This window comes from Polaribacter sp. AHE13PA, from assembly GCF_019278505.1.
In the GTDB taxonomy this organism is placed as follows: domain Bacteria; phylum Bacteroidota; class Bacteroidia; order Flavobacteriales; family Flavobacteriaceae; genus Polaribacter.
Genome location: NZ_CP058985.1, coordinates 3,568,774 through 3,592,512, shown reverse-complemented (window position 1 = coordinate 3,592,512; position 23,739 = coordinate 3,568,774). Strand labels below are relative to the sequence as shown.

The window sequence follows — 23,739 nt, the reverse complement described above, 5'->3', positions numbered from 1 at the left end:
TATAGAATGTCCTATTTCACGACTTCTTTATATGCTTCTATAGATTTCCGAACACTTTTATGTTGTTTCAATAATTTACTTGCTAATTCTGTATCAATATTTAATTCATCCATCACCATTTTTACACCTCTAGAAACTAGTTTTTTATTAGAAAGCTGCATGTCTACCATTTTGTTTCCTTTTACTCTGCCTAGTTTTATCATAACCGTTGTAGAAATCATATTTAAAGCCAATTTCTGAGCAGTTCCTGCTTTCATTCTTGTGCTTCCTGTTACAAATTCTGGCCCAACTACTAATTCTATAGGATAATCTGCTTCTAACGCAACAGGAGAACCTTCATTACACGTAATACAACCCGTAACGATGTTCTGTTCTTTTGCTTTTTGCATACCTCCTATTACGTAAGGTGTAGTACCAGAAGCTGCAATTCCTATTAAAACATCTTTATCTGATATATTATGTTCTTGTAAAGTTTCCCAAGCTAATTCGGTATCATCTTCGGCATTTTCTACTGCTTTTCTAAGTGCAATATCTCCACCGGCAATAATTCCGATTACCCAATTATCAGAAACGCCATACGTTGGTGGGCATTCTGATGCATCTAAAACTCCCAACCTTCCGCTTGTTCCTGCTCCAATATAAAACAGACGTCCTCCGTTGCTCATTTTTTTATGAATCACATCTACAAGTTTATGTATAGATGGAATTGCCTTTTCAATTGCCAAAGGAACCAATTTATCCTCTGTATTCATATTTGTGAGTAACTCTGTGGTACTCATCTGCTCTAAATTATTATAATCTGATGCTTGCTCTGTAGTTAATTTATTCGTCATTTTTGTTTCGTATAAGGATTAAACATAGTATAGTAAGGCATGCATTTAATAAAATGTTCATAAAACCTAAATCAAATGAAAACTTAACTTTAACTATGTAATTTATGTAATAAGTAAGTAATGGCATTAAAACACAGACATAAGGTACAGCCGTATCTTTTATTTTTATTTTAGTGAAAATACCCAAAAGGTAAAGCCCTAATAAAGGACCATACGTATAGCCTGCCACTTTAAAAATTGTTGTAATTACGTCTCCTTTACTTCCTGAAAACAACATTATAATAATGAAGATTACAATAGAGAAAGCAAGTAAAACATAATTTTTAAGACGTTTTTTTTCTTTTGAATTTTTATGAGTAATATCTAAAAAATCATGTGTAAAGGATGTAGTTAACGCCGTTAATGATGAATCTACACTAGAAAATGAAGCAGCCGTAATTCCTAAAATAAAACTGATTGCTGCTACTGTACCAAAACTCCCCAAAGAAAGCATTGGAAATAAGTTATCGGTATGAATAAATTGACCGTTTTCTATTTCTAATTGAATTCCGAATTTTTCTGCATATAAATACAACATCACTCCTAAACCTAAAAATAGAAATTGTGCTAAGGCCAAGAATAAACTAAAGGTAAGAATGTTACGCTGTGCTTCTTTTTTGCTTTTACAGGTTAATGTTTTCTGCATCATATTTTGATCTAAACCAACCATGGCAACTGCAATTAAAATCCCTGAAATAAACTGCTTAAAGAAATTGCTACCAGAATTAAAATCCCAATTAAAAACCTTAAAATATTTATGGTTTGTAACAGATGTTATGGTTTCTGAAAAACTTAAATTTAAAGAATCTTTAATGATATATATCGATACAACTGCTGCCAATAATAGAAAAAATGTTTGAAGCGTATCTGTCCAAACAATTGTTTTAATACCAGATTTGTTTGTGTACATCCATATTAAAATCAATATGATAATTACCGTTAAGAAAAACGGAATATTCAACTCATCAAATACGGCATATTGTAAAATTTTTGCTGCTAACAATAATCTTAAAGCAGCACCAAACGATTGAGATATCAGAAAAAATAAGGAACCTGTTTTATAGGTTCTAGGACCAAATCTTGTTTCTAAATAACTATAAATAGAAACGAGTTGTAAATTGTAATAAATAGGAATTAACACATACGTGATAAAAATATATCCGACTACATTACCAAAAACAAATTGTAAATAATAGAAATAATTATTACTTACCATTCCTGGAATAGAGACAAATGTAACACCAGACATTACAGCTCCAATCATTCCAAAAGCAACTACTTGCCATGGAGATTTTCTATCTCCGGTGTAAAAAGAATCATCACTTGTATTTTTTGAAGCAAAGTGAGATATTAACATTAATACTCCAAAATAAGAGATAATGATTAATAAAATTATGGTTGAATTCATGTACTTTATTGTTTAACGTTTTAAAATCTAAATCTGTCGATTAAAATATTTTTACTTTTTAATAATTCTAAAAACGGCTGTTTCATCTTCATTACCCACCACTTTTAATAAATAGATTCCTTTAGAAAATTCTGAAATATTAATTTTATTCAAATCAGATGTACTTTCTTTTATTAAACGTCCATTTAAATTATAGATATAAAGTTTATTAATAACCAAATTGATATTTGCCTTTATATTTATAATGTCTGATGTAGGATTTGGAAAAACACTTAATTGATTTTTAAATTGATAATCTACATTTGCCAAAGCTGCGTCTACCTTAATCTGAATACAATTGGTATTATTAACCTCATCACTTTCGGTTAGTTTACCTTCATTATCAGCAGAAAATAGGATAAAATAAGTTCCAGCAGCGGTATTATTAGGAATAGTAAGAGTTTCACTCTCGTTTTGAGAAGTACTATCACTACCAAGATTAGAACTACTCTCTCCAAGTAAAACATCATTCTCACTCAAATCACAATCCGTAGACAAGTAATAACCAAGACTAAAACTTGGTAAATTAGTAGACAATTGAGCCCCTGAATAACTTTGTGTAGCAGTAACATTAATGTTATTTCCTGCATTTACAACTAATGGACTTACAGTTGTATTTATCACCTTTATATCTGCTGACTCTTCAGTACTATTTATTGTAATTTGTATGCAACTTACATTATTAGTCTCATCACTTTCGGTTAATCCACCTTTATTATCTGCGGAAAAGAGGATAAAATAAGTTCCATCAGAAGTATTATTAGGAATGGTAAGCGTTTTACTCTCATTTTGATATGCATTATCACTACCTAAATTAGAACTACTTTCTCCAAGTAAAACATCATTTGAACTCAAATTACAGTCTGTAGATAAATAATAACCAAGATGAATAGTTGGTAAATCTGCAGCGAGTTGAGAACCTGAATAATTTTGTGTAGCTGAAACATCTATAGTTTCACCTGCATTTACGCTTGTTATATTTACAAGTCCATTTGAAATTGTTACATCTTCAGCAATTACTGCTTCTGAATATGTTGCTACAATATCGTACGCACCTCCACTACCATCATCTGCATCTACAACTAAATAATACGTTTGCCCTGCAATACCATTTTCAAAGGTTGCTGATGACGAACTTACGGCTCCTAAACAATCTGAAGGATCGCAACTTCCTAAAATATAAACATCTAAATCTCCTGAAAAATTAGATAAACTAACTGTTATTGTACCGTCTGCCGTAGGTGTTATTTTATGAACTCTTTCCGGACCTGTTTCTGTCCAAGAGTTGCACCCGAAAGTAGAAACTTTTGAACCAGCCGTAGAGCTACTTCCTGAATAAGTAACACCATTACTTAGTTCTATTGCACTTGAGCAATCTAAACCTGGTGCTGGAGTTGTATCTGTATAACATGAAAACGCACTTATAGAAGTTCTAATACTTGGTAATAAATTATAAAGATCTGTACCAGGACAAGCGGTTGCTCCACCATCTTTATGACCTGAAACATTGTTTAAGTTAAGACCCGATGATGCATGATAACTAGCACCTGCGACATCTATATTTTTATCTGTTGCCTCCCAAGATATTATATTCTTTAAAGAAGTTAAAGCTTTTGCAGAAGGAGATTCTAAAGTAAAATCACCAATCATACAAACACCCATTGTCCCTGCATTATGTCCACTAAAATGTGCTCCAGCAACACCATTTCCTCTTCCTTCGTAAATAACACCATTTCTATCGATTAACCAATTGTACCCAAGATCAGACCATCCGTTGGTGTTTACATGTAAATCCCAATAATACCTGATTTTTTCTGAGTAATTAGTATTCGCTGGAAAAACAATTCCATCTCCGGTATGGTGCACTATAATATGAGTAGGGGTTGTGTAACTGGGACTTGTTTGAGCAGGACGCGTACCATTTGTATCCCAACAAGCTCTTCCACAAAAGTCAGGTTGCGTACAATCTGCAAAACAAAAATACGATGACATAAGAACGAATAAGAATATTATTTTTTTCATAAAGGGAGATTATTTTTCAAATGTGTATATTCTAAATATCACTTCACTTTTTGTTATTTTACTTGATTTAAATTGGACTTTTTGTACCGAAGTTTTTAAATTTTGTGGCGAAAAGACTTTACGGTTTGGATTTTCGACATGATCATTTTCCTTAAGTTCTACCCAATCAGACCAAGCATCATTTTCTAGAGTTTTATAAAAAACTGTATAATCATCATTATATTTAGAATACGCTGAAAGCATAGCCCCTGATGTTGTGGATAAATCAACCTCTACAGGTTTTCCTATTATATTTTTTTGATCATCTTCCTTTGAAAAAGTTTGATCAATAACAAAAACATTGTCTTCTTTGACAATGGAAACTTCATTGTTGTTCGGTGTAGTTTGTGTAGTAACCTTCGGCTGAACCTCCACGTTACTCTCCTCCACTTGTTTCTTAGAATTATCTTTACAATTACTAAGTAAAAGTAAAAGGATAATAAAGTAAGGTATTATTGATTTATGATTTTTCATATGTATACAATCTTAATTCTTATCCTCTTAAATAGTTATATATTAAAAAATTAGTTCTCCTATATTTGACTTCAAATTAAATTCTTTAAAATAAGGAGTGAGAATCGACTTTCATACCATCTCACCCCTTACTAATTCAAAAAAAATAAAAAAAACAAACATTAAATTAATTAGTTGGGGGACTCGCTTTATAATTAATTTTTATCCCACCACATTCTTGTGGTTAAAAGATCTCCTCCTTGTACAGCTATTGCAGCTTCAACATTGGTCGAATTATTTAATTTTTCGGATGCTGGATAAGGAAGTCTTCTAGGAATTTCTCCATTGGTAAGCGTTGCTGCTACATTTGCAGGAACTAATTCTGGATAGCCTGATCTTTTCCAGTTAGAAAAAGTTTCTAAACCATTACCAAAAGTAGCTACCCAATATTGCTCATTTATCATTTTTAAAGCTTGCGTTGGCACAAACGGATTAGCACTTAAATAATCATTTATTTGAGTAGTTGTAATATCTGCAGCACTTCCATACATAGATAAATATTGCATTGCCGCTGTTACACCTGCATTATAATGCGTTTCCACATTTGATGATCCTCCAGCGAAACCCCAACGTTCTGCAGATTCTGCTAACATAAACTCTACTTCTGCATACGTTTGAAAGAAAAATGGTGCATCGTAAATTACAGTTCCAGAACCTCCAAAAATGTTAATATTTGGTTTAGAGTTTGCTTCACCCCTTGTTTCATCGTTGATATCTTGTCCAAATTGTAATGCAAAATCAGTATTTCCATCAACTGTAGATGCTAAAACAGAAACTCTTGGGTCGTTTCTTGTTTTCATAAAATCCATGAAAGTTTTAGAAATCTTAACTTGTGTAGATGCTCTAGAAGTAAAACCTTTTGTTAATGGGTTTACGTTTGGTCCTCCATCATTTGCAGAGTTTTCATATTGAATATATGCAATATCCTCATTGCTTGTCATTACACCTCCATCAATTGCTTTGGTTGCCCAAGATTTAGCAGCAGCTTCATCTACTTTTACCATTCGAAGTGCTAAACGTAACATTAATGAATTTGCAAACTTATTCCATTTTGCAACATCACCCGAAAACATTAAATCTGCAGAACCAAAAGAACTTGTTCCGCCAGCACTTAAAGTTGCGGTTGCACTCTCTAAAGACAATAACATGTCTGCATAAATAGCACTTTGCTTATCATATTTAGGAAAACGAATTCCTTCTAAAAAACCTTTACCAGCTTCACTGTAAGGAATATCTCCATACACATCTGTAATTCTACTAAAAATTAATACTTTTTGCACTTTAGTAATTGCTAAATCCATAGTTGCAGTTGGCTCTGTACTTAACTCTAATTGCGCTTCTAAATCTGCAATATTTTTTACCGTAGTACTAAATTGCTCTTCAAATAACCAATGTGTGTTTCCTTCTTTATATAAAAATGATGCATACGACGTATTATTTAAATGTTGTACGTTTTGCATTAAGTGAATTATATTCCAAAATAAATAGGCTACATAACTACTACCACCTGTATATAACTGAACATAGGTGAATTTTGTAGAAGGATCTAATTGTACTGGTTTTGTTGGATTTACATTAAGTTCTTCGAAACCATCGTCACAAGCACTTAAAGTAAACATTATAATTATGAATGAAATAAATATTTTTTTCATGATCTGTTTTTTTAAAATTTAACATTTATTGCGAATCCATAACTTCTAGTTGATGGTGTTCCGAATCTTTCTATACCCTGAGAGTTTAAATTGTTTAATGAAGCTTCTGGATCTACATTATCTATTTTTTTAGAAATATAAAATAGGTTTCTTCCTATTAAAGAAAGCCTTACATCACTTACAAAAATATTTTCTAACGTTTTTTTCGGGAAACTATAAGCTACACTTAATTCTCTAAATTTTATAAAATCTGTACTATAAACAAACTCTTCTGAAATACCAGAGTTTTCTTCACCAATAAAACCATAATAAGTTCTTAAGTTTTCTGGTGCTACTGTCATTGTAAATGGGTTTCCTGTCGCATCATCTATACCAGATACCACTAAACCATCTTCTCTACCTTCTAATGTTTTTTCATGCAAACCTCGCATCATTAACTCTCTGTTAGTACCAGAATGAACACTTCCGCCAAACTTAGCATCAATTAAAAAGTTTAATGAAAAGTCTTTGTATTTAAAAGAGTTAGAAAAACCTAAAGTATATGGTGCAACACCTTGTCCTAAAATTTTATTTTCTCCCTGAATTGGTTTCGGAATAGAACCTGTTGTATTGTACATGATGTTACCATCAGCATCTCTTTTGTACGAAGAACCCCAAATTACACCATAATTTTCGCCAACTATATGAGAAATAATTGCTGTTCTAGAACGCGTCTGGCTACCATCAACATTAATAGCAGTATCCTCATCATCTGTGTGAACGATTTCACTGTCATTATATCCAAAATTAAAAGAAGTGTACCATGAAAAATCTTCAGTTTTAATTGGAGTACCACCTATTAAAAATTCAAACCCTTTATTTTGAAGTTCTCCAATATTAAGAATTGATGAAGTAAAACCAGATGATTGAGATGCAGAAGCACTTACAATATCATTGGTAGTTTGATTTTGATAATAAGCAACATCTAAATTTAAACGATTTTGAAAGAAACGTCCGTCAAAACCTACTTCAAATTCATTTTTTTGAAAAGGAACTAAGTTAGGATTAGGAATAGAATTACCATTTAACTGCCCAAAAGATTGTCCTTGAAAAGAACCTGTAATTGCATAATCTAAATTTAAACTATATGCATTACTGGCTCCACCGGCAACTTGTGCGTAACTTGCTCTAAATTTAGCATAATTAACCTGTTCTGGTAAATCAAACAATTCGTTTAATAACAAACTCTGACTTAGAGACCAGTAAAAACCATTATTTGGAGTTGTTTTCCCAGGAAAAGATAGTGTAGAGAACCAATCATTTCTTCCTGTAAATGTTAAGTAAAAATACTTATCATAACTTACTTCAAAAGACCCATAAAGTGAATTTGTTTTTGTTTTTGAATATCCAAAAGTTGGCTCTGGTAAAGTTGTATTATTAATATCTTCTAAACCTTCTACAATAAAACCTCTACCCAATGCACTTAAAGATTCGAATGATGATGTTCTTGTATTTGCTCCGATAATTGAGCTTGTAGAAATTTTTTCTGTTAAAGCTTTATCAATACCTAACATTAAGTCTCCATTAAACAATGTATACGTAGATTTTGCTTGCGTCATTTCACCAGCTGGTCTGTATGCTGTTCCGAAAGGTGTTACTCTTCTTCTACTTAAATCATACGTATCTATACCTGCACGACCAGTTACATATAACCAATCATTAAAATCATATTTTAAAGATGTAGATGCTGTAAACCTATTTTTTTTATCATCATTATTAAAAGCATCTGTTGCCCAATATGGGTTAGAAATAAACTGACTTGGTTGAAATAACAGCTCTGTACCTTCCTCATTAAAGCCTGGTTGTAAGTCTGTAATATTTAAACTGCTTGGCAACACATAGGCTACTGTATTAGCATTCCCTGGTGTATCTCCAATATTAATACGATTATGTACTTTTTCAATAACATATTTAGCATTAACTGTAGATGTTAATTTAGGAGTAATATTTGCAGAAGCATTTAATGACATTGACTTTCTATTTAAAGTCGTATTCGGAAAAATATCATCATTATCTAAATTAGAAAAAGACAAACGATAATTATATTCCTCTCCTCCTTTTGATAATGCTACTGTGTTTATAACTGTAGAACCTACGTTATAAAATTTATCTAGGTTATTTCCTGTATTAGAATAAGGTCTTTTAGTACCATCCCAATTATAAACCATTGAGCCATCTAATTTATCTCCCCAAGATTGTAAAGAACTTACAAAAGAATCATCAATTGCATTGGCTATATTAGAAATTTCTACTGGCTGACCACTACCATCATACTCGTAACCTGGTTTTAATCTATTATTCCCTTGTCCGTAAGTAGTTTGAAAATTTTGTAAATCAGTATTAATTTTATCAAAAGTAAAAGAACTAGAAAGCTCTACGCCCATTCTTTTTTGACCTTTTCCTGATTTTGTAGTAATCATAATAACCCCGTTAGATGCTAAAGAACCGTAAAGTGCGGCAGCCGAACTTCCTTTTAAAACGGAAACACTCTCTATATCATCTGGGTTTAATGAAGAAATATCATCTCCTCCATCTCCTGTTCCATCATTGGTTGCACCAACTACAGAACCGTTTGTATTGTTAATAATAGGAATTCCGTCAATTACATATAAAGGTTGGTTGTTTCCTGTTAACGAACTTGCTCCACGAATAATTACCCTACTAGACCCAGCAGCTCCTCCACTACCTGCAGAAATATTTACACCAGCAACTCTACCCTGTAAAGAATTAACAGCACTTGTGCTTTTTACTGCAGACATATCTTCTCCACCAACTTCCGTTAAAGAATACCCTAAAGATTTCGCCGCTCTTTTAATACCAAGTGCGGTAACCACAATCTCATCTAAACCAGTAGCATCCGCTTCTAACTCTGCGTTTATAACTTGATTTTCTCCAGTTAAGGTTATTGTAACCGTTTTATAACCAAGATAACTAAAGGCAATTGTTTTTCCTTTTAAATCTTCAGCCTTAATAGAATAATTCCCATCAAAGTCGGTAACACTACCCTTATTAATTTGACTAATAAAAACGCTAACTTCCGGCAACGGTATTTCACTGCCTTTCTCTGTAACAACTCCCGAAATAGTCTTTAATTGAGCAAATGTACTTTGCACAATCAAAAACACTATCAAGGACAATGTTAGTTTGTAATTTTTTTTCATCTAGTTTAAATTTGAATTATTTAAGGTAAAGATATAAAAAAAACAAAAAGCTGCAAGTTAATTGCATGAATTTGCAATATTTAATAAAATTATTCGAAAAATTAAATATTTCAAGAAAAAAACACGCATCCATTGCGATTTTAAGAATTATCAAAAATTACTAAATAAGCACAAAATCAACCAAATACAACAATAAATGAATGTATCACTAAGGAAAATGAACAAAACTTGCTTCATTTAACATTAATTGAAAATTAGTTAATTTTTGCGTTTTTAATTGCAAAAACGCAAAAAAAACGGCAAAAAAAAATCTTTTTAAACAAAAAGCATTTGCAAAATGGTTAAATAAAATCTTACTTTTGAAAAAATCATTTTTTTATGAAAAAGAAAGAGAGACAGCAGAAAGTAGTAGATGAAGTAAGTATTAACAGACAGGTAAGTTCTACTTTTTTGGCTGAAAAACTAAATGTTTCAGAAGACACTATTAGAAGAGATATAAAGGAATTAGACAAGAAAGGTCTACTAACCAAAGTACATGGAGGAGCAATTTCTACCATGCAAAAACTCTACCATTACAATGAAGATGTAATCTACAAAAGAGAAGAAAAAGTTGTTATTGCTAAGAAAGCAATTACTTTAGTAGAAGACGGAATGGTTATTATAATGAGTGGAGGTACTACAAATTTGATGTTAGCAAAATTATTTCCAAAAAATTTAAAAGCAACCATTTATACATATAGCTTACCAATTGCAATGCAATTGGCAGAACACGCAACTATTGAAACTATTTTTATTGGTGGTAGAATACAAAGAAACTCGATGGTAACAACTGGTATAGATGTAATTCAATATTTATCTAACATTACTGCAAACCTTTGCTTTATAGGCGTAAGTGCTTTTAATGCAGAACAAGGAATTACAGGTGAAGGATACGAGGTTGCCTTGGTTAAAAAAGCAATGATTGATTCTTCTGAACGCAATGTGTACTTATCTACTTCCAACAAACTAAATATCAGACTAAATTATGATATTTGCCCACTTAAAGAAATAGATATTGCCATTACAGATTTAGAACTAGATGACCCTATATTAAAACCCTATATTGACTCTGGCTTAGTTTTAATGTAATATTCATTAAGAAAAAAAGGAGCGATTATTAGAATAAACACAACAACATTAATGAAAATGCTTTTTTATAAAAACACCAAATCAATATATATTATTGCTTTATTTACTTTACTATTTATTAGTTGTAGTAAAAAAATTTATAATAAAGATGTAAAAAAAGGCAATGAAACTCAAAAAAGCATTGAAATTGACAAAAATATTGAAGTTGAAAATAACATTGAAGTCGAAAAAATTATTGACCTAAAAAAAAGGGTAGTTCCTGCTCCAGAAAGAGAATTCAGAGCTGCTTGGATTGCTAGTGTCGCTAACATAAACTGGCCAAGTAAACGAGGTCTTTCTAGCAAACAACAAAAAGAGGAAGCTATTAAATTATTAGACCTTCTCCATAAAAATAATTTTAACGCCGTTGTATTACAAGTTAGACCACAGGCAGATGCCATGTATAAAAGCGACCTAGAACCTTGGTCTTATTTTTTAACAGGAACGCAAGGTAAAGCACCTTCTCCATATTATGATCCTTTAGAATTTTGGATTAAAGAAGCGCATAAAAGAGGACTAGAATTACATGCCTGGTTAAACCCTTATAGAGCGCACCACACCACCGGAGGCGAAGTAACAGCAGCTTCTATTGTTAACAAACAACCAGAATTAGCTGTAAAACTAGAAACTGGTTTTTATTGGCTAGATCCAGGAAATAAAAAAACGCAAAACCATAGTTACAAAGTTGTTATGGATATTGTTGAAAGATATAATGTAGACGGAATTCATTTTGATGATTATTTTTACCCATATCCTTCTTACAACAACAATAAAGATTTTCCTGATGATAAAAGCTGGAAAGCATACTTAAACACTGGTGGAAAATTAAAAAGAGATAATTGGAGACGAGACAATGTAAACCAATTCATTAAAAGTATTTACACAAACATAAAAGAAACAAAACCTAACGTAAAATTCGGAATTAGTCCATTTGGATTTTGGAGACCTAATTATCCTGCATCAGTAACTGCTGGTTTTGACCAATATAGCGAGCTATATGCAGATGCAAAACTTTGGCTGAACGAAGGTTGGATCGATTATTTTACACCGCAATTGTATTGGCCAATTAATAGAATGGAGGTTAGTTTTCCTGTTTTATTAAATTGGTGGATAGGAGAAAACACTAAAGAAAGACATCTTTGGCCAGGAATGAGTATTGGTAGAAAAAAGGGAGAAGAAGCCATTGACGAAGTCATCAATCAGATTATGATTACGCGTGGAATGACCTCAAAATCTCCAGGAACCGTGCATTGGAGCATTGCTCCTTTAATTGATTCACCAGAACTTACGGAAGCAATTTTTAATGGTCCTTATAAAAAGCAAGCATTAACACCTAGTTATCCTTGGTTAAGCACAACAGCACCTGAAGCTCCAACTGTAAATTACTCTAAAGATAAAGACAATTTATCGGTAACTTGGGCACATAAACATATTGATAAAATTGCCAATTGGGTAGTGTATTACAAATACAACTCTAAATGGGATTATAGTATTCATGGTAATTTTACCAATTCACAAAACATACCTTTAGTTAAGGTTGATAATAAAAATTTAAGAAGCAACTTAAAAGCAATTGCCATAACCGCTGTTGATAAATTTGGAAACGAGAGTATTGTAAAGGAAATTAAATTATAGAAATTAAAACAAATTACTAAATACTATTCTTAGCTTCAATCCATTTACTCATGTATTTTGTAGCTTGTAACGTTTGATGTTGTAATAAATTCCCTAAAAAATTCTGAGTTCTGTGTTGTTCTAAATTTTCTTGAATTTCTTTTATTTGATTGATAAAAAGCACACCTAACTTCTCTTTATCATATATTTCATTGATAATTTCAGCTCCTGTTAATTGATGACTTTTCCACATATTTTTATTTCGATATAGTTCTGCGGAAATCAATGCAAAATCAGAAAAATCATTTTCTACAAAACCATTCCAAGGAAATCTATCACACATTCCTTCTGCTCCAATTTCTGTAGTTACGCTTGGTGTTCCACAAATCATGGCTTCGGTCAGTTTTCCTTTTATTCCTGCTCCAAAACGTAACGGAGCTAAAACAAGTCTCGCATTTCTCACCACTTCTTTAGCGTCTTCTGCAAAGCCTTTTACTATAAAACCTTCTTTTTTATTATGTAATTGATTTATTTGTTGGCTCGCATACGCTCCATAAATATGAACTTCTGCTTTTGGAAGTTGCTCTCTAATTTCACTCCAAATTTCTGTTTTCAAAGTTAAAACAGCGTCCACATTTGGTTTGTGAAAGAAATTACCAATAAACACAAAATTTGCTCTTTCATCAAAAGACTTCCATTTTCCTTGTTGATTTTCATCAATCCTATCTAATAAAAAAGGTAGATAATACAAGATTTTTTCATCAACCTTAAAAACAGATTTTAATAAATCTATTTCATACGTAGAGATAATCAAACTCATGTCGCAACGTAAAATAGAGGCTATTTCTCTTTTTGCATCATCAGATTTTAATAATGCTTCTGTTGTAAATTCTTCTCCTTTTTTTAATTGTTGATGACGTGTTTTTCGTAGAAAATGTAAATCTTCCGTATCTAAAATCCGAATTGCATTCGGGCAATTTTCCGCAACGCGCCAACCAAATTGTTCTTCCATCATAAAACGATCGAACATGACAATTGTTGGTTGTAACTCTTTTATAAAATCATCAAAAGAAGCATTGTTTAATTCAATAGAAACTTCATCAATCCCTAAAGAATTTAAACTTGTAGCTTTTTCACTTTTTTGCGCAGGAGAAGCAAAAGTTATTTTAAAATTATGTTTTAAAAACTGCTCAATTAATTGCATCATTCTACTTCCGGCAGCAGAAGAGTTTGGCTCAACCCAAACGTAACCAATAATTAAAACATTTTGTATTGTCAATTCTTTCAAATCATTTTTCATTTAAAACCCTTTTCTTTTTAAAACTTATTTAGCTAAAATTTAAGAAATTCAGATTGGTAAAACTACTTATTTCTTACTTTATTCTATGAAAATATATGTATTTTTGTTCATCAATATAAGAAACAAAGCGAAAGGTTACACTTTACGCAAAAAAACGCAATCATGAAATACGATATTATTGTAATTGGATCTGGTCCTGGAGGATACATTTCTGCAGTTAGAGCATCTCAATTAGGTAAAAAAGTAGCAATTATTGAAAAATATTCAACTTTAGGAGGAACTTGTTTAAATGTTGGATGTATTCCATCTAAAGCATTATTAGATTCTTCTCATCATTATTATGATGCTGTTAACCATTTTGACGAACATGGAATTTCTGTTGAAAACCCTACGTTTGATTTCGGTAAAATGGTAGAAAGAAAAGCCAAAGTTGTAGAAACAACTACCGGAGGAATCACATATTTAATGGACAAAAACAATGTTGATGTTTTTGAAGGTTTAGGTTCTTTTGAAGATGCAACACATGTAAAGATTACTAAAAATGATGGTTCTTCAGAAATAATTGAAGGAACTAATATTATTATTGCAACGGGTTCTAAACCGTCTACTTTACCATTTATTTCTTTAGACAAAGAGCGTGTAATTACTTCTACCGAAGCTTTAAAATTACCTGAAGTACCAAAACATTTAATTGTAATTGGTGGTGGAGTTATTGGTTTAGAGTTAGGTACGGTTTACAAACGTTTGGGAGCAGATGTTACTGTTGTAGAATATGCGCCAAAAATTACGCCAACTATGGATGCTGATGTTTCTAAAGAACTTACAAAAGTTTTAAAGAAACAAGGTATTAAGTTTGCTGTAAGTCATGGTGTTACTTCTGTAGAAAGAAATGGTGATGAAGTTACCGTAAAAGCAAATAACAAAAAAGGTGAAGAAGTTACTTTTACTGGAGATTATTGTTTGGTTGCTGTTGGTAGAAAAGCATATACAGAAGGCTTAGGTTTAGAAAAAATTGGTGTAGAAGTTAACGAGCGTGGTCAAGTTACTACAAACGATCATTTACAAACAAATGTTTCTAATATTTACGCAATTGGTGATGTAGTTAAAGGAGCAATGTTAGCTCACAAGGCAGAAGAAGAAGGTGTTGTTGTTGCTGAATATTTAGCTGGCGAGAAACCACATATCGATTATAATTTAATTCCTGGTATTGTGTACACTTGGCCAGAAGTTGCTGCTGTAGGTAAAACAGAGCAAGAATTAAAAGATGCAAAAGTAGATTACAAAGTTGGTAAATTCTCTATGAGAGCTTTAGGTAGGTCTCGTGCAAGTGGAGATACAGATGGTTTTGTAAAAGTTATTGCAGATAAAAATACAGATGAAATTTTAGGAGTTCACATGGTTGGTGCACGTGTTGCAGATTTAATTATGGAAGCTGCAGTTGCAATGGAATACAGAGCATCGGCAGAAGACTTAGCAAGAATTTGTCATGGTCACCCAACATATTCTGAAGCGGTAAAAGAAGCTGCTAAAGCTGCTTGGGACGGTAAGCCTTTAAATGCTTAATCAGTAAAAATATATAATTTTAAAAATCTCGAAATACGTTTATTTCGAGATTTTTTTTTGCGCTTCATTTTCTTCTAAAGCCGTATAATCTAGTTTCCACCCAATGGTTTCTACAATATTTTCCATTAATAAAATTGCTTCTAAAGCTTCTTTATTTGCCAATTTTATTAAATTACTTTCTGGTATTTTATTCAACACATGTTCTTTTGCTTCTTTATTTAAACTGGTAAAATCTTCTGTACCAAACTTATTTAAATAACCATTTTTTATGTCGTAAAACTTAATATCGCATTCAATAGAAACCACTTCTGGCTGCGGAAAATTTGACAAAACAATTTCCTTTTTTTCTGTATTAGCTGCTAGTTTAATTTTTCTAAAGTCGAACCCAATGTGTGCTTTTGCCTGAATTAAAACAATCGCTTTCTTTTTACTACTGAATCCCCAAAAGTTTTCTTTGGTATTTTCATGATGATAAATTTCAGAAAAATCTCCTTCTACAGTAATCAATTTAGACACTTTCTTTATTTTATCCAATAAAATAACAGATTGCTTTTCTACTAAATCCTTTTTCTTTGATACTGAAAATCGTTTCGATATTAGGTAGGAAACCCCTAAACCAATAACCAATCCTAAAATAATTAATTCCATAATGTAAATATACTACCAAAAAATAAATCTAATAATATACTTCTTAAAAATAGCTTCTTTCCCAATCCTTTTCTTTTTAAAAAGTTGTCTATTTTTATAACATGAAAAAAAATATGCTGTTACTTTCTTTTTTTATGATTATCTCTAATCTAAATAGTCAAGAAAGTAAAACTCCAAAAACACAACCTTCTAAATTTTTGTCAAACTTTTATTACAGTGTAAATTTTGGTGGTATTTTTTATCCTTTTTCTAATGACAATTTAATTGAAGGCTATAAAACAGAAACCTTCAGTAAAAACTATTTTTCAGGAAAATTAGGTTTTGGGTATAAAATAAAAGAAAACCTAGCATTACAATTTGGAGTTATTAGACCTGCTTCTTGGTTTAAATATGATAATGTAAATAATATTGGTTATTACAGAAGTGTGTGGATTAATGCCTGGTATTTATCACTCAAAAAAAACATCAACCTAACTAAAAAACTATCCTTTTTTGGAGAAGTTGGCGCTGCAAATGTTACAAGAAGTGGTTTTTCTATTGAAGATAAAGTAATTTATGACGATGCTCATTTTGGAAGCTTACTCTATGGTTTTGGATTCAATTACCAATTAAATGACCGATGGAAACTAGCCTTAAACGGAACCTTTTTTCCAAAATCAGACAAACACAATCAACCTTCTATTTCACAAACCTCTGTTGGGTTTGAATACCATATTCAAAAAATACCTGAAGAGTTGGCGCTAGCATACGAAAATGATGAAAGGTATTTCTTTCCAAAAAATATTTTACAAGTAAGTTACGGAACCAGTAAAATTGGTTTTGGTGCAAATAAATTTTTCGGAATGAGTTTAAAAGTTGGTAATTTCGAAAGTTTCGGAATTCCGGTTTTTTGGGTTGGTGATGTAAAAGCAGAAAACTCATTTTCTATAACCTACCAAAGACTTGCCTTTAGAACACAAAAACTTTTTTCTCTAGATTGGGGTGTTAGTGTTACCGCTTTTAACACAGAAGCCACCAATACAAATGTGTTTGCGTTTTCCATTTTTCCTACTATGCGTTTTTACTTAATGCGAAGAGATGGTTTTGATATGTACACCAATTACTCGTTAATTGGCCCCACTTATTTAACAAAAAGTAACATAGATAATTTAGAAACAGGACCAAAAATCACGTATCAAGATACGATGGGTTTAGGCGTTTTCTTCGGAGAAAAAAGAGCTTACAACGCAGAACTTAGAATTATGCATTACTCTAACGGAAATATTTTTACTAAAAATTCTGGTGTTGCAATTCCTATCCAATTTACAATTGGAAAAACATTTTAATGCCAACATCAAATCAATTTAAAAATTTACATCTCAAAGAAATAAGAATTGTATTTTTGAAGCGAATATGCAAAGAACAACTCGCACTTTTTCTGTTGATAACACTATTGAATTTAAAGATAATTTATTGTCTTGGGCTCAACAATTTGAAACTGTTATTTGGTTAGATTCTAATAACTATCATCAAAAATACTCTAGTTTCGATGCTGCTTTAGCTGCAGACGATTTTACGTCTATAAAAACCGATTATTACAACGCTTTTGAGAAATTAAAGGAATACCAAACCATTACCAAAGATTATATTTTTGGTTACATCACCTATGATGTTAAAAATGATGTTGAACAACTTTCTTCCAAAAATTTTGATGGTTTAGATTTTGCTGACTTGTATTTTTTTCAACCTAAAAAGCTTGTTTTTATCAAAGGAAACTCTGTAGAGTTTCAGTATTTAAGAATGGTTGACGATGAAATTGACAATGATTTTGATGAAATTCTTAAATCTAAAAATCCAGCAATCCAGCAATCTAAAAGTGACATCAAAATAAAACTACGAATTCACAAGGATGAATACCATGCAAAAGTAACCGAAGTTTTAGAACATATAAAAAGAGGCGATATTTACGAAGCTAATTTTTGTCAAGAATTTTATGCAGAAAATGCCATTATAAATCCGATTGAAGTGTATAAACACCTCAACCAAATTTCCGAACCTCCTTTTGCCTCTTTTTTAAAGTTAGATAATCAATACGCCTTGTGCGCATCACCAGAAAGATATATTAAAAAAGAAGGCACAAAAATAATTTCTCAACCTATAAAAGGAACTGCAAAAAGATTGGTTAGCGAATTTGATGATGCACAATTAGCTTTAGATTTAACGCGAGACGAAAAAGAACGGGCAGAAAATGTAATGATTGTAGACTTGGTAAGAAACGATCTGTCTAAAACAGCAAAAATAGGCTCTGTAAAAGTAGAAGAATTATGCAAAGTATATTCCTTTAAACAGGTGCATCAATTAATTTCTACAGTAGTTTCTGAAGTGGAAGAAAATACACACCCAATAGACGTACTACAAAGTACCTTTCCGATGGGAAGTATGACCGGAGCTCCAAAAGTTTCTGCCATGAAAATTATTGAAGATTTAGAAGAAACCAAACGTGGTTTATACTCTGGAACGATTGGTTATTTTACCCCTGAAAACAATTTCGACTTTAATGTAATTATAAGAAGTATCTTATATAATGAAGCAGAAAAATACATCTCTTACTCTGTTGGTGGTGCCATTACAGCACAATCTGTAGTAGAAAAGGAGTACGAAGAATGCTTGCTAAAAGCAAAAGCAATGAAATTTGCTTTATTGAATTCTAAGTAAACAGTAATCATAAAATAATTATCAATAAATATGACAACATTAAAAAAAACAGCTACTTTACTACTAATTGGGTTCTTGTTTCTTTCACATTTTACTTTTGCTCAAAATGAAAAAATCACTTACGGAAATCCGTCTGAAGTGGGTATGGATTCGCTCTACATTTACACCAAAGTAGATTCAATTATGAATGTTGGAATACAAGAAGAAGCATTTCCTGGTGCACAAATTTTAGTTGTAAAAGACAGTAAAATCATTTTTAATAAAGCCTACGGTTTTCATACGTATGATAGCATTCAAGCAGTAAGTTTAGATGATATTTACGATTTAGCTTCTGTAACAAAAATTACAGGACCTTTACCTGCATTAATGAAACTTCATTCTGAAGGAAAGCTAGATTTAGACAGTCCTTTTAGCAATTACTGGAAACCTTGGAAAAAAAGGAAAGACAAAAAAGAGCTTACTGTTAGAGAAATTTTAGCGCATCAAGCAGGGTTGAATCCGTACATTATTTTCTTAAATGAAGTTTTAAAGAAAAATGGTAAAATCAAAACTCGTTTTATCAAAAGTAAAGCCAGTAAAAGATTTAAAAATGAAGCTTACGAAGGACTTTATGTTAAGAATCGATTTAAAAATAAGGTCTTTAGACAAATTAACAGATCTAAAGTTTCTGATGTAAAAAAATACAAATATTCTGGTTTAAGTTTTTTAATTTATCCGGACTTAATTTCAGAAATTACCAAAGAAGATTATACGGAATATCTGCAAACCAATTTTTATGCCCCATTAGAAGCAACCACTTTAAGCTACAGACCAAAATCTAAAAACTTTAACAACTTAATTGTACCAACAGAAGTAGATGATCTTTTTAGAAAAGAACTTACAAAAAACTGGGTTCATGATGAAAACGCAGCTCTTTTAGGCGGAATTTCAGGTAACGCAGGTTTGTTTGGTACTTCCCTAGATTTGGCTAAAATTATGCAAATGTATGCCAATTACGGAGTTTATGATGGTAAAAGATATATTTCTGAAAACACGGTAAGAGAGTTTACCAAAATTCAATATCCAGGAAACGAAAACAGAAGAGGTTTAGGTTTTGATAAACCGTTAATTGACAACGCTACATTATCTATAAAAGAAGCTTATCCTGCGCCAGAAGTGAGTCCAGAGAGTTTTGGGCATAGTGGTTTTACAGGAACTTTTGTTTGGGCAGATCCAACAAATAATTTGGTTTTTATATTCTTATCAAACAGAGTGTATCCCAATAGAAACCATAGAAATATATACAATCTAAATATAAGACCAAAGCTGCAGCAGGTGTTTTATAAAGCAATAAAAGACAATCAATAATTTTATCTAAATTTACATGATGATACCAAATCAAGACGAACTTTTTCAAAAAACTTTAGATAGTTTAGACGAAAAACCAACAGAACAAAATATGTTTAACATGTTTTTAAAGTTATACCCAAAGGAATGGAAAGATTTAAAAATTACCTTCTCTAAATTTAACAGAAGTAAACAATTTGGTAGAACTATTCCGTTGCCAAAACCAGAAGTTTCTATCAGAAAAGAGATTCGTGCTTGGTTAAATAAACAATAAAATGTTTAATTTTATAGGATGTATTTTAGACACCTATTTAGACATCAAACATTGGTTTGATACAAAAAGAAGGAGGAAGTATGAGAAAGAAAACAACCTACCAAAAAGCATTGTTTGGCATCCAATGACAAAACCATTGTTTATTTTCTTTATCATTATTACTCCTGTTATCTTCCTATTTTCAGTCTTCTTTTTTAAAAATGAGAATCAAAAGAGAACTACAAAAAGAATGCTGGAAATTTCTAAACTTTTAGAAGCAGAAAAGAAACAATTTGGAAAATACCCTTCAGCATTAAAAGACATTATTAGAAACAACCCGTTAAGAAGCAATTTAACAATGGATTATTGGAAATCTACTTTTGTATATATTCCATCTAAAGATGGACAAAATTACCAATTGACTTCTTTAGGAGGAGATGGAAAATTAAATACAAAAGACGATATACAATACTCTTCAAATTAAATAACACTATCACATTTAAAATTGTTATTTTTGAGGTATAATGTTAAAAAAACTAGAGAACCACATCAACCAAAACCTTTCTTTTTTAAAGGATAAAAAGTTATTAATCGCCATTTCTGGCGGAGTAGATTCTGTAGTTTTAGCACATCTTTTATCAACATTAAAATTTAATATTTCTCTTGCACACTGCAACTTTAATTTAAGACCAATTGAATGTGATATAGACGAGGAGTTTGTAAAAAAATTAGGAAAGAATCTAAACACCAAAGTTTTTACAATTCATTTCAATACAACAGAATTTGCCAAAGAAAACAAACAATCTACACAAATTGCAGCAAGAAACCTCCGTTATGATTGGTTTAATGAACTGATAGAAAAACACCAATTTGATTACATTTTAACAGCTCATCATGCAGATGATAACTTAGAAACTTTTCTAATTAATTTAACGCGTGGTGCTGGTTTAGATGGATTAACGGGTATTCCAGAAATTAATGGAAATATTGTGCGTCCACTTTTAAAGTTTTCTAGAGAAGAGATCTTAACTTTTGTAAAAGAAAATAATATTTCTTGGAGAGAAGATAAAAGCAATGCGTCTACAAAATACATCAGAAATAAAATTAGACATCAAATTCTTCCTGTTTTAAAGGAAATAAACCCTAGTTTGTTAGAAACTTTTGAAAAAACAACGGCACATTTAAAAGAAAGTCAGCAAATAATTGAAGATAAAATTGATGAAATATCAGCAGAAACGATAGCAACAGAAAACAATATTTTAAAAATTGATATTTCTAAAATCGAAAAATTATCGAACCCGAAGGCTTATTTATATCAGCTTCTAAAAGACTATAATTTTACGGAGTGGAATGATGTTGCCGATCTAATTTCTGCACAGTCTGGAAAGCAAATTATCTCTAAAACACATACATTATTAAAAGATAGAGGTTTTTTATTACTTTCTAAAAAAGATTTCTCTACTGCGCTCGAAACGACAACGGAGATAGACGAAAACATAAGTATAATTACAGAACCTATCCATTTAAAAATTGAAGAAGTACAAGAAAAATCGACAGAAAACAAACAAACCATTTATGTTGATAAACAAAACTTACAATTCCCATTAAAGCTTAGAAAATGGCAAGATGGAGATTTCTTTTACCCTTCTGGAATGAAAGGAAAAAAGAAGTTAAGCAAATATTTTAAAGACGAAAAATTCTCGCTTTTACAAAAACAAAATACATGGCTGCTTTTTAATAATGACAATGCCATTATCTGGGTTATAGGATGTAGAAAAGACAATCGTTTTGATACAAACAAAAAAAACAATACACTCTTAAAAATTTCAATATAAATTTAAACCAATAGAATTATGAAGAAGTTACTACTTTTAATTGCCTTTACAACCATATTATCTTGTAAACCAAAACCTGAAGAAACTTTAGACTATGCCATTATTTCTGGTAAAATTGAAAATACAGATTCTAAAAAAGTAATCATTTACGATCAATATACAATGGGTAAAGTTGCTGATATAACGATTGCAGAAGATGGTACTTTTAGAGACACTTTAAAGATATCTACCGATTTTTACGCACTGCGTCAAGATAAAGATTTCACAAATTTATATATTACTAAAGGAAGCGTTTTAAAAATTGAATACGATTCAGAAAAAAAAGACTCTACGCTACAATTATCAGGTAGTAATAGCACTATTAACAAATACTTATCAGAAAAAAATAAGGTTATAGAAGCTACAACTGGAGATCAAAAAGAAATGTATCTAAAAGATGAAGCAAGCTTTAAAGCACATTTATTAAATATAAAAAAAGCAGAAGAAGATTTATTAATAAAAACAAATGATATTTCTGAAGAATTTAAAAATAAGGAACTTAAAAACATTAATTACAGTTATTTATCTACTTTACAGAATTACGCTCCTTATCACGGATATTACACTAAAGACAAAAGTTTTAAAGCATCTGAAAACTTTTTAGATGAATTAAAAAATATCGATTTAGAAAATGAAAACGACTATCTTTTTTCTCCAGGATATAGAGGTCTTGTTGATAATGCATTAGCAACCAATGCTACAGCATTAGCAAAAAAAGATTCTATAGCAGATGATATTGCCTATTTAAAATTGACTGCGAAAATAAAAAATGATAAAATAAAAAATAAATTATTGTATGATGCCGCTAAATACGGAATTACTTATACAGACAATTTAGAAGAATTTTATACGCTCTTTACTAACAATTCTACCAACCAAGAAAACAACAAAGAAATAACAACGGCTTACAACAAACTAAAAGCTTTGGCTAAAGGGAGTCCGTCTCCAAAATTTATAGATTATGAAAACAATGCAGGCGGAACCACTTCTCTAGACGACTTAAAAGGAAAATATTTATATTTAGATATTTGGGCAACTTGGTGCGGACCCTGTATTGCAGAAATACCTTCTTTAAAGAAACTAGAAAAAGAGTATCATGGTAAAAACATTGAATTTATTAGTATTTCTATCGACAAAATGAAAGACCATGAAAAATGGAAAAAAATGATTGTTGATAAAGATCTAAAAGGAATACAGTTATTTGCAGATAATAATTGGGAATCTAAATTTGTAGAAGAATACCTAATAAAAGGGATTCCACGTTTTATATTAATTGACCCAAACGGAAATATTGTAAACGCAAATGCACCAAGACCGTCTGACCAAAAATTAGTTGAAACGCTACAATCTTTAGAATTATAAAGATTAAAAACTATACGATACAATTTATTAAAAAAAGAAGCTATTCGTCGTACAGATATATCAAAATATTTTTGCTCAAATAAAAATAAAAAACTTCATAAGTAATAGAAAATAAACAATTCACTAAAAAGGAATCAAATTTATATCGTTTTCGCAAATAAAAACATGATTATTCATTAAAAAGCACACTTAA

Annotated in this window: 18 protein-coding genes; 10 read left to right on the top strand and 8 right to left on the bottom strand. The window is 31.0% G+C overall.

The annotated features are described in order from the left end of the window. Nucleotides 1–11: 11 nt before the first annotated feature. The 6 genes from murQ to H0I28_RS15310 all read right to left on the bottom strand — a co-directional run bounded on the left by murQ (nucleotide 12) and on the right by H0I28_RS15310 (nucleotide 9,745). Nucleotides 12–833, bottom strand: a complete 822-nt coding sequence (murQ, locus tag H0I28_RS15335; protein WP_218755026.1) for an N-acetylmuramic acid 6-phosphate etherase — start codon at nucleotides 831–833, stop codon at nucleotides 12–14. Further along, entirely contained in the window at nucleotides 823–2,280 is a 1,458-nt protein-coding gene (locus tag H0I28_RS15330) for a sodium:solute symporter (protein ID WP_218759640.1), read from the bottom strand. Before H0I28_RS15330 ends, murQ begins: the two co-directional genes overlap by 11 nt. A 51-nt stretch (nucleotides 2,281–2,331) precedes the next feature. Then, the gene (locus H0I28_RS15325) at nucleotides 2,332–4,341 is read right to left on the bottom strand and encodes an N-acetylmuramoyl-L-alanine amidase (RefSeq protein ID WP_218759639.1); all 2,010 of its coding nucleotides are present in this window, start codon (nucleotides 4,339–4,341) and stop codon (nucleotides 2,332–2,334) included. Nucleotides 4,342–4,350: 9 nt separating this feature from the next. Continuing rightward, nucleotides 4,351–4,854, bottom strand: coding sequence for a hypothetical protein (locus H0I28_RS15320; RefSeq protein ID WP_218732295.1), 504 nt, complete (start codon nucleotides 4,852–4,854; stop codon nucleotides 4,351–4,353). 194 nt (nucleotides 4,855–5,048) lie between these two features. After that, complete coding sequence (locus H0I28_RS15315; protein WP_218759638.1) at nucleotides 5,049–6,545, bottom strand: SusD/RagB family nutrient-binding outer membrane lipoprotein; 1,497 nt, start codon at nucleotides 6,543–6,545, stop codon at nucleotides 5,049–5,051. A gap of 11 nt (nucleotides 6,546–6,556) precedes the next feature. Then, entirely contained in the window at nucleotides 6,557–9,745 is a 3,189-nt protein-coding gene (locus H0I28_RS15310) for a SusC/RagA family TonB-linked outer membrane protein (protein WP_218759637.1), read from the bottom strand. A 378-nt stretch (nucleotides 9,746–10,123) separates the two neighbouring features. Between H0I28_RS15310 and H0I28_RS15305 the strand changes: the two genes are divergently transcribed. Both H0I28_RS15305 and H0I28_RS15300 read left to right on the top strand, forming a co-directional pair. Then, nucleotides 10,124–10,873, top strand: a complete 750-nt coding sequence (locus tag H0I28_RS15305) for a DeoR/GlpR family DNA-binding transcription regulator (protein WP_218755021.1) — start codon at nucleotides 10,124–10,126, stop codon at nucleotides 10,871–10,873. A gap of 51 nt (nucleotides 10,874–10,924) precedes the next feature. Next, the gene (locus H0I28_RS15300) at nucleotides 10,925–12,547 is read left to right on the top strand and encodes a glycoside hydrolase family 10 protein (protein ID WP_254712796.1); all 1,623 of its coding nucleotides are present in this window, start codon (nucleotides 10,925–10,927) and stop codon (nucleotides 12,545–12,547) included. Between the two features lie 16 nt (nucleotides 12,548–12,563). Here the strand turns inward: H0I28_RS15300 and H0I28_RS15295 are convergent, their stop codons facing one another. Beyond that, on the bottom strand, nucleotides 12,564–13,826 hold the full coding sequence (locus H0I28_RS15295; RefSeq protein WP_254712795.1) for a glycosyltransferase: 1,263 nt from the start codon (nucleotides 13,824–13,826) through the stop codon (nucleotides 12,564–12,566). Nucleotides 13,827–13,988: 162 nt separating this feature from the next. Between H0I28_RS15295 and lpdA the strand changes: the two genes are divergently transcribed. Continuing rightward, nucleotides 13,989–15,389, top strand: coding sequence for a dihydrolipoyl dehydrogenase (lpdA, locus tag H0I28_RS15290; protein ID WP_218755020.1), 1,401 nt, complete (start codon nucleotides 13,989–13,991; stop codon nucleotides 15,387–15,389). Nucleotides 15,390–15,428: 39 nt separating this feature from the next. Here the strand turns inward: lpdA and H0I28_RS15285 are convergent, their stop codons facing one another. Beyond that, complete coding sequence (locus H0I28_RS15285; protein WP_218759636.1) at nucleotides 15,429–16,037, bottom strand: DUF4230 domain-containing protein; 609 nt, start codon at nucleotides 16,035–16,037, stop codon at nucleotides 15,429–15,431. Nucleotides 16,038–16,138: 101 nt separating this feature from the next. On the opposite strand from H0I28_RS15285, the gene H0I28_RS15280 reads away from it, so the two are divergent. The 7 genes from H0I28_RS15280 to H0I28_RS15250 all read left to right on the top strand — a co-directional run bounded on the left by H0I28_RS15280 (nucleotide 16,139) and on the right by H0I28_RS15250 (nucleotide 23,546). Further along, nucleotides 16,139–17,362, top strand: a complete 1,224-nt coding sequence (locus tag H0I28_RS15280) for an acyloxyacyl hydrolase (RefSeq protein WP_218759635.1) — start codon at nucleotides 16,139–16,141, stop codon at nucleotides 17,360–17,362. Between the two features lie 67 nt (nucleotides 17,363–17,429). Then, the gene (locus H0I28_RS15275; RefSeq protein WP_218759634.1) at nucleotides 17,430–18,731 is read left to right on the top strand and encodes an anthranilate synthase component I family protein; all 1,302 of its coding nucleotides are present in this window, start codon (nucleotides 17,430–17,432) and stop codon (nucleotides 18,729–18,731) included. A gap of 30 nt (nucleotides 18,732–18,761) precedes the next feature. Next, nucleotides 18,762–20,078: a serine hydrolase gene (locus H0I28_RS15270; protein WP_218759633.1), complete on the top strand. Its 1,317-nt coding sequence runs from the start codon at nucleotides 18,762–18,764 to the stop codon at nucleotides 20,076–20,078. A 19-nt stretch (nucleotides 20,079–20,097) separates the two neighbouring features. After that, nucleotides 20,098–20,331 carry a hypothetical protein gene (locus H0I28_RS15265; protein WP_218732285.1) on the top strand — a complete coding sequence of 78 codons (234 nt, stop codon included), beginning with the start codon at nucleotides 20,098–20,100 and terminating at the stop codon, nucleotides 20,329–20,331. Between the two features lies 1 nt (nucleotide 20,332). Then, nucleotides 20,333–20,794, top strand: coding sequence for a hypothetical protein (locus tag H0I28_RS15260; protein WP_218759632.1), 462 nt, complete (start codon nucleotides 20,333–20,335; stop codon nucleotides 20,792–20,794). Between the two features lie 40 nt (nucleotides 20,795–20,834). Continuing rightward, nucleotides 20,835–22,145: a tRNA lysidine(34) synthetase TilS gene (tilS, locus tag H0I28_RS15255; protein ID WP_218759631.1), complete on the top strand. Its 1,311-nt coding sequence runs from the start codon at nucleotides 20,835–20,837 to the stop codon at nucleotides 22,143–22,145. A gap of 18 nt (nucleotides 22,146–22,163) precedes the next feature. Continuing rightward, the gene (locus H0I28_RS15250; protein ID WP_218759630.1) at nucleotides 22,164–23,546 is read left to right on the top strand and encodes a TlpA disulfide reductase family protein; all 1,383 of its coding nucleotides are present in this window, start codon (nucleotides 22,164–22,166) and stop codon (nucleotides 23,544–23,546) included. Nucleotides 23,547–23,739: the final 193 nt, after the last annotated feature.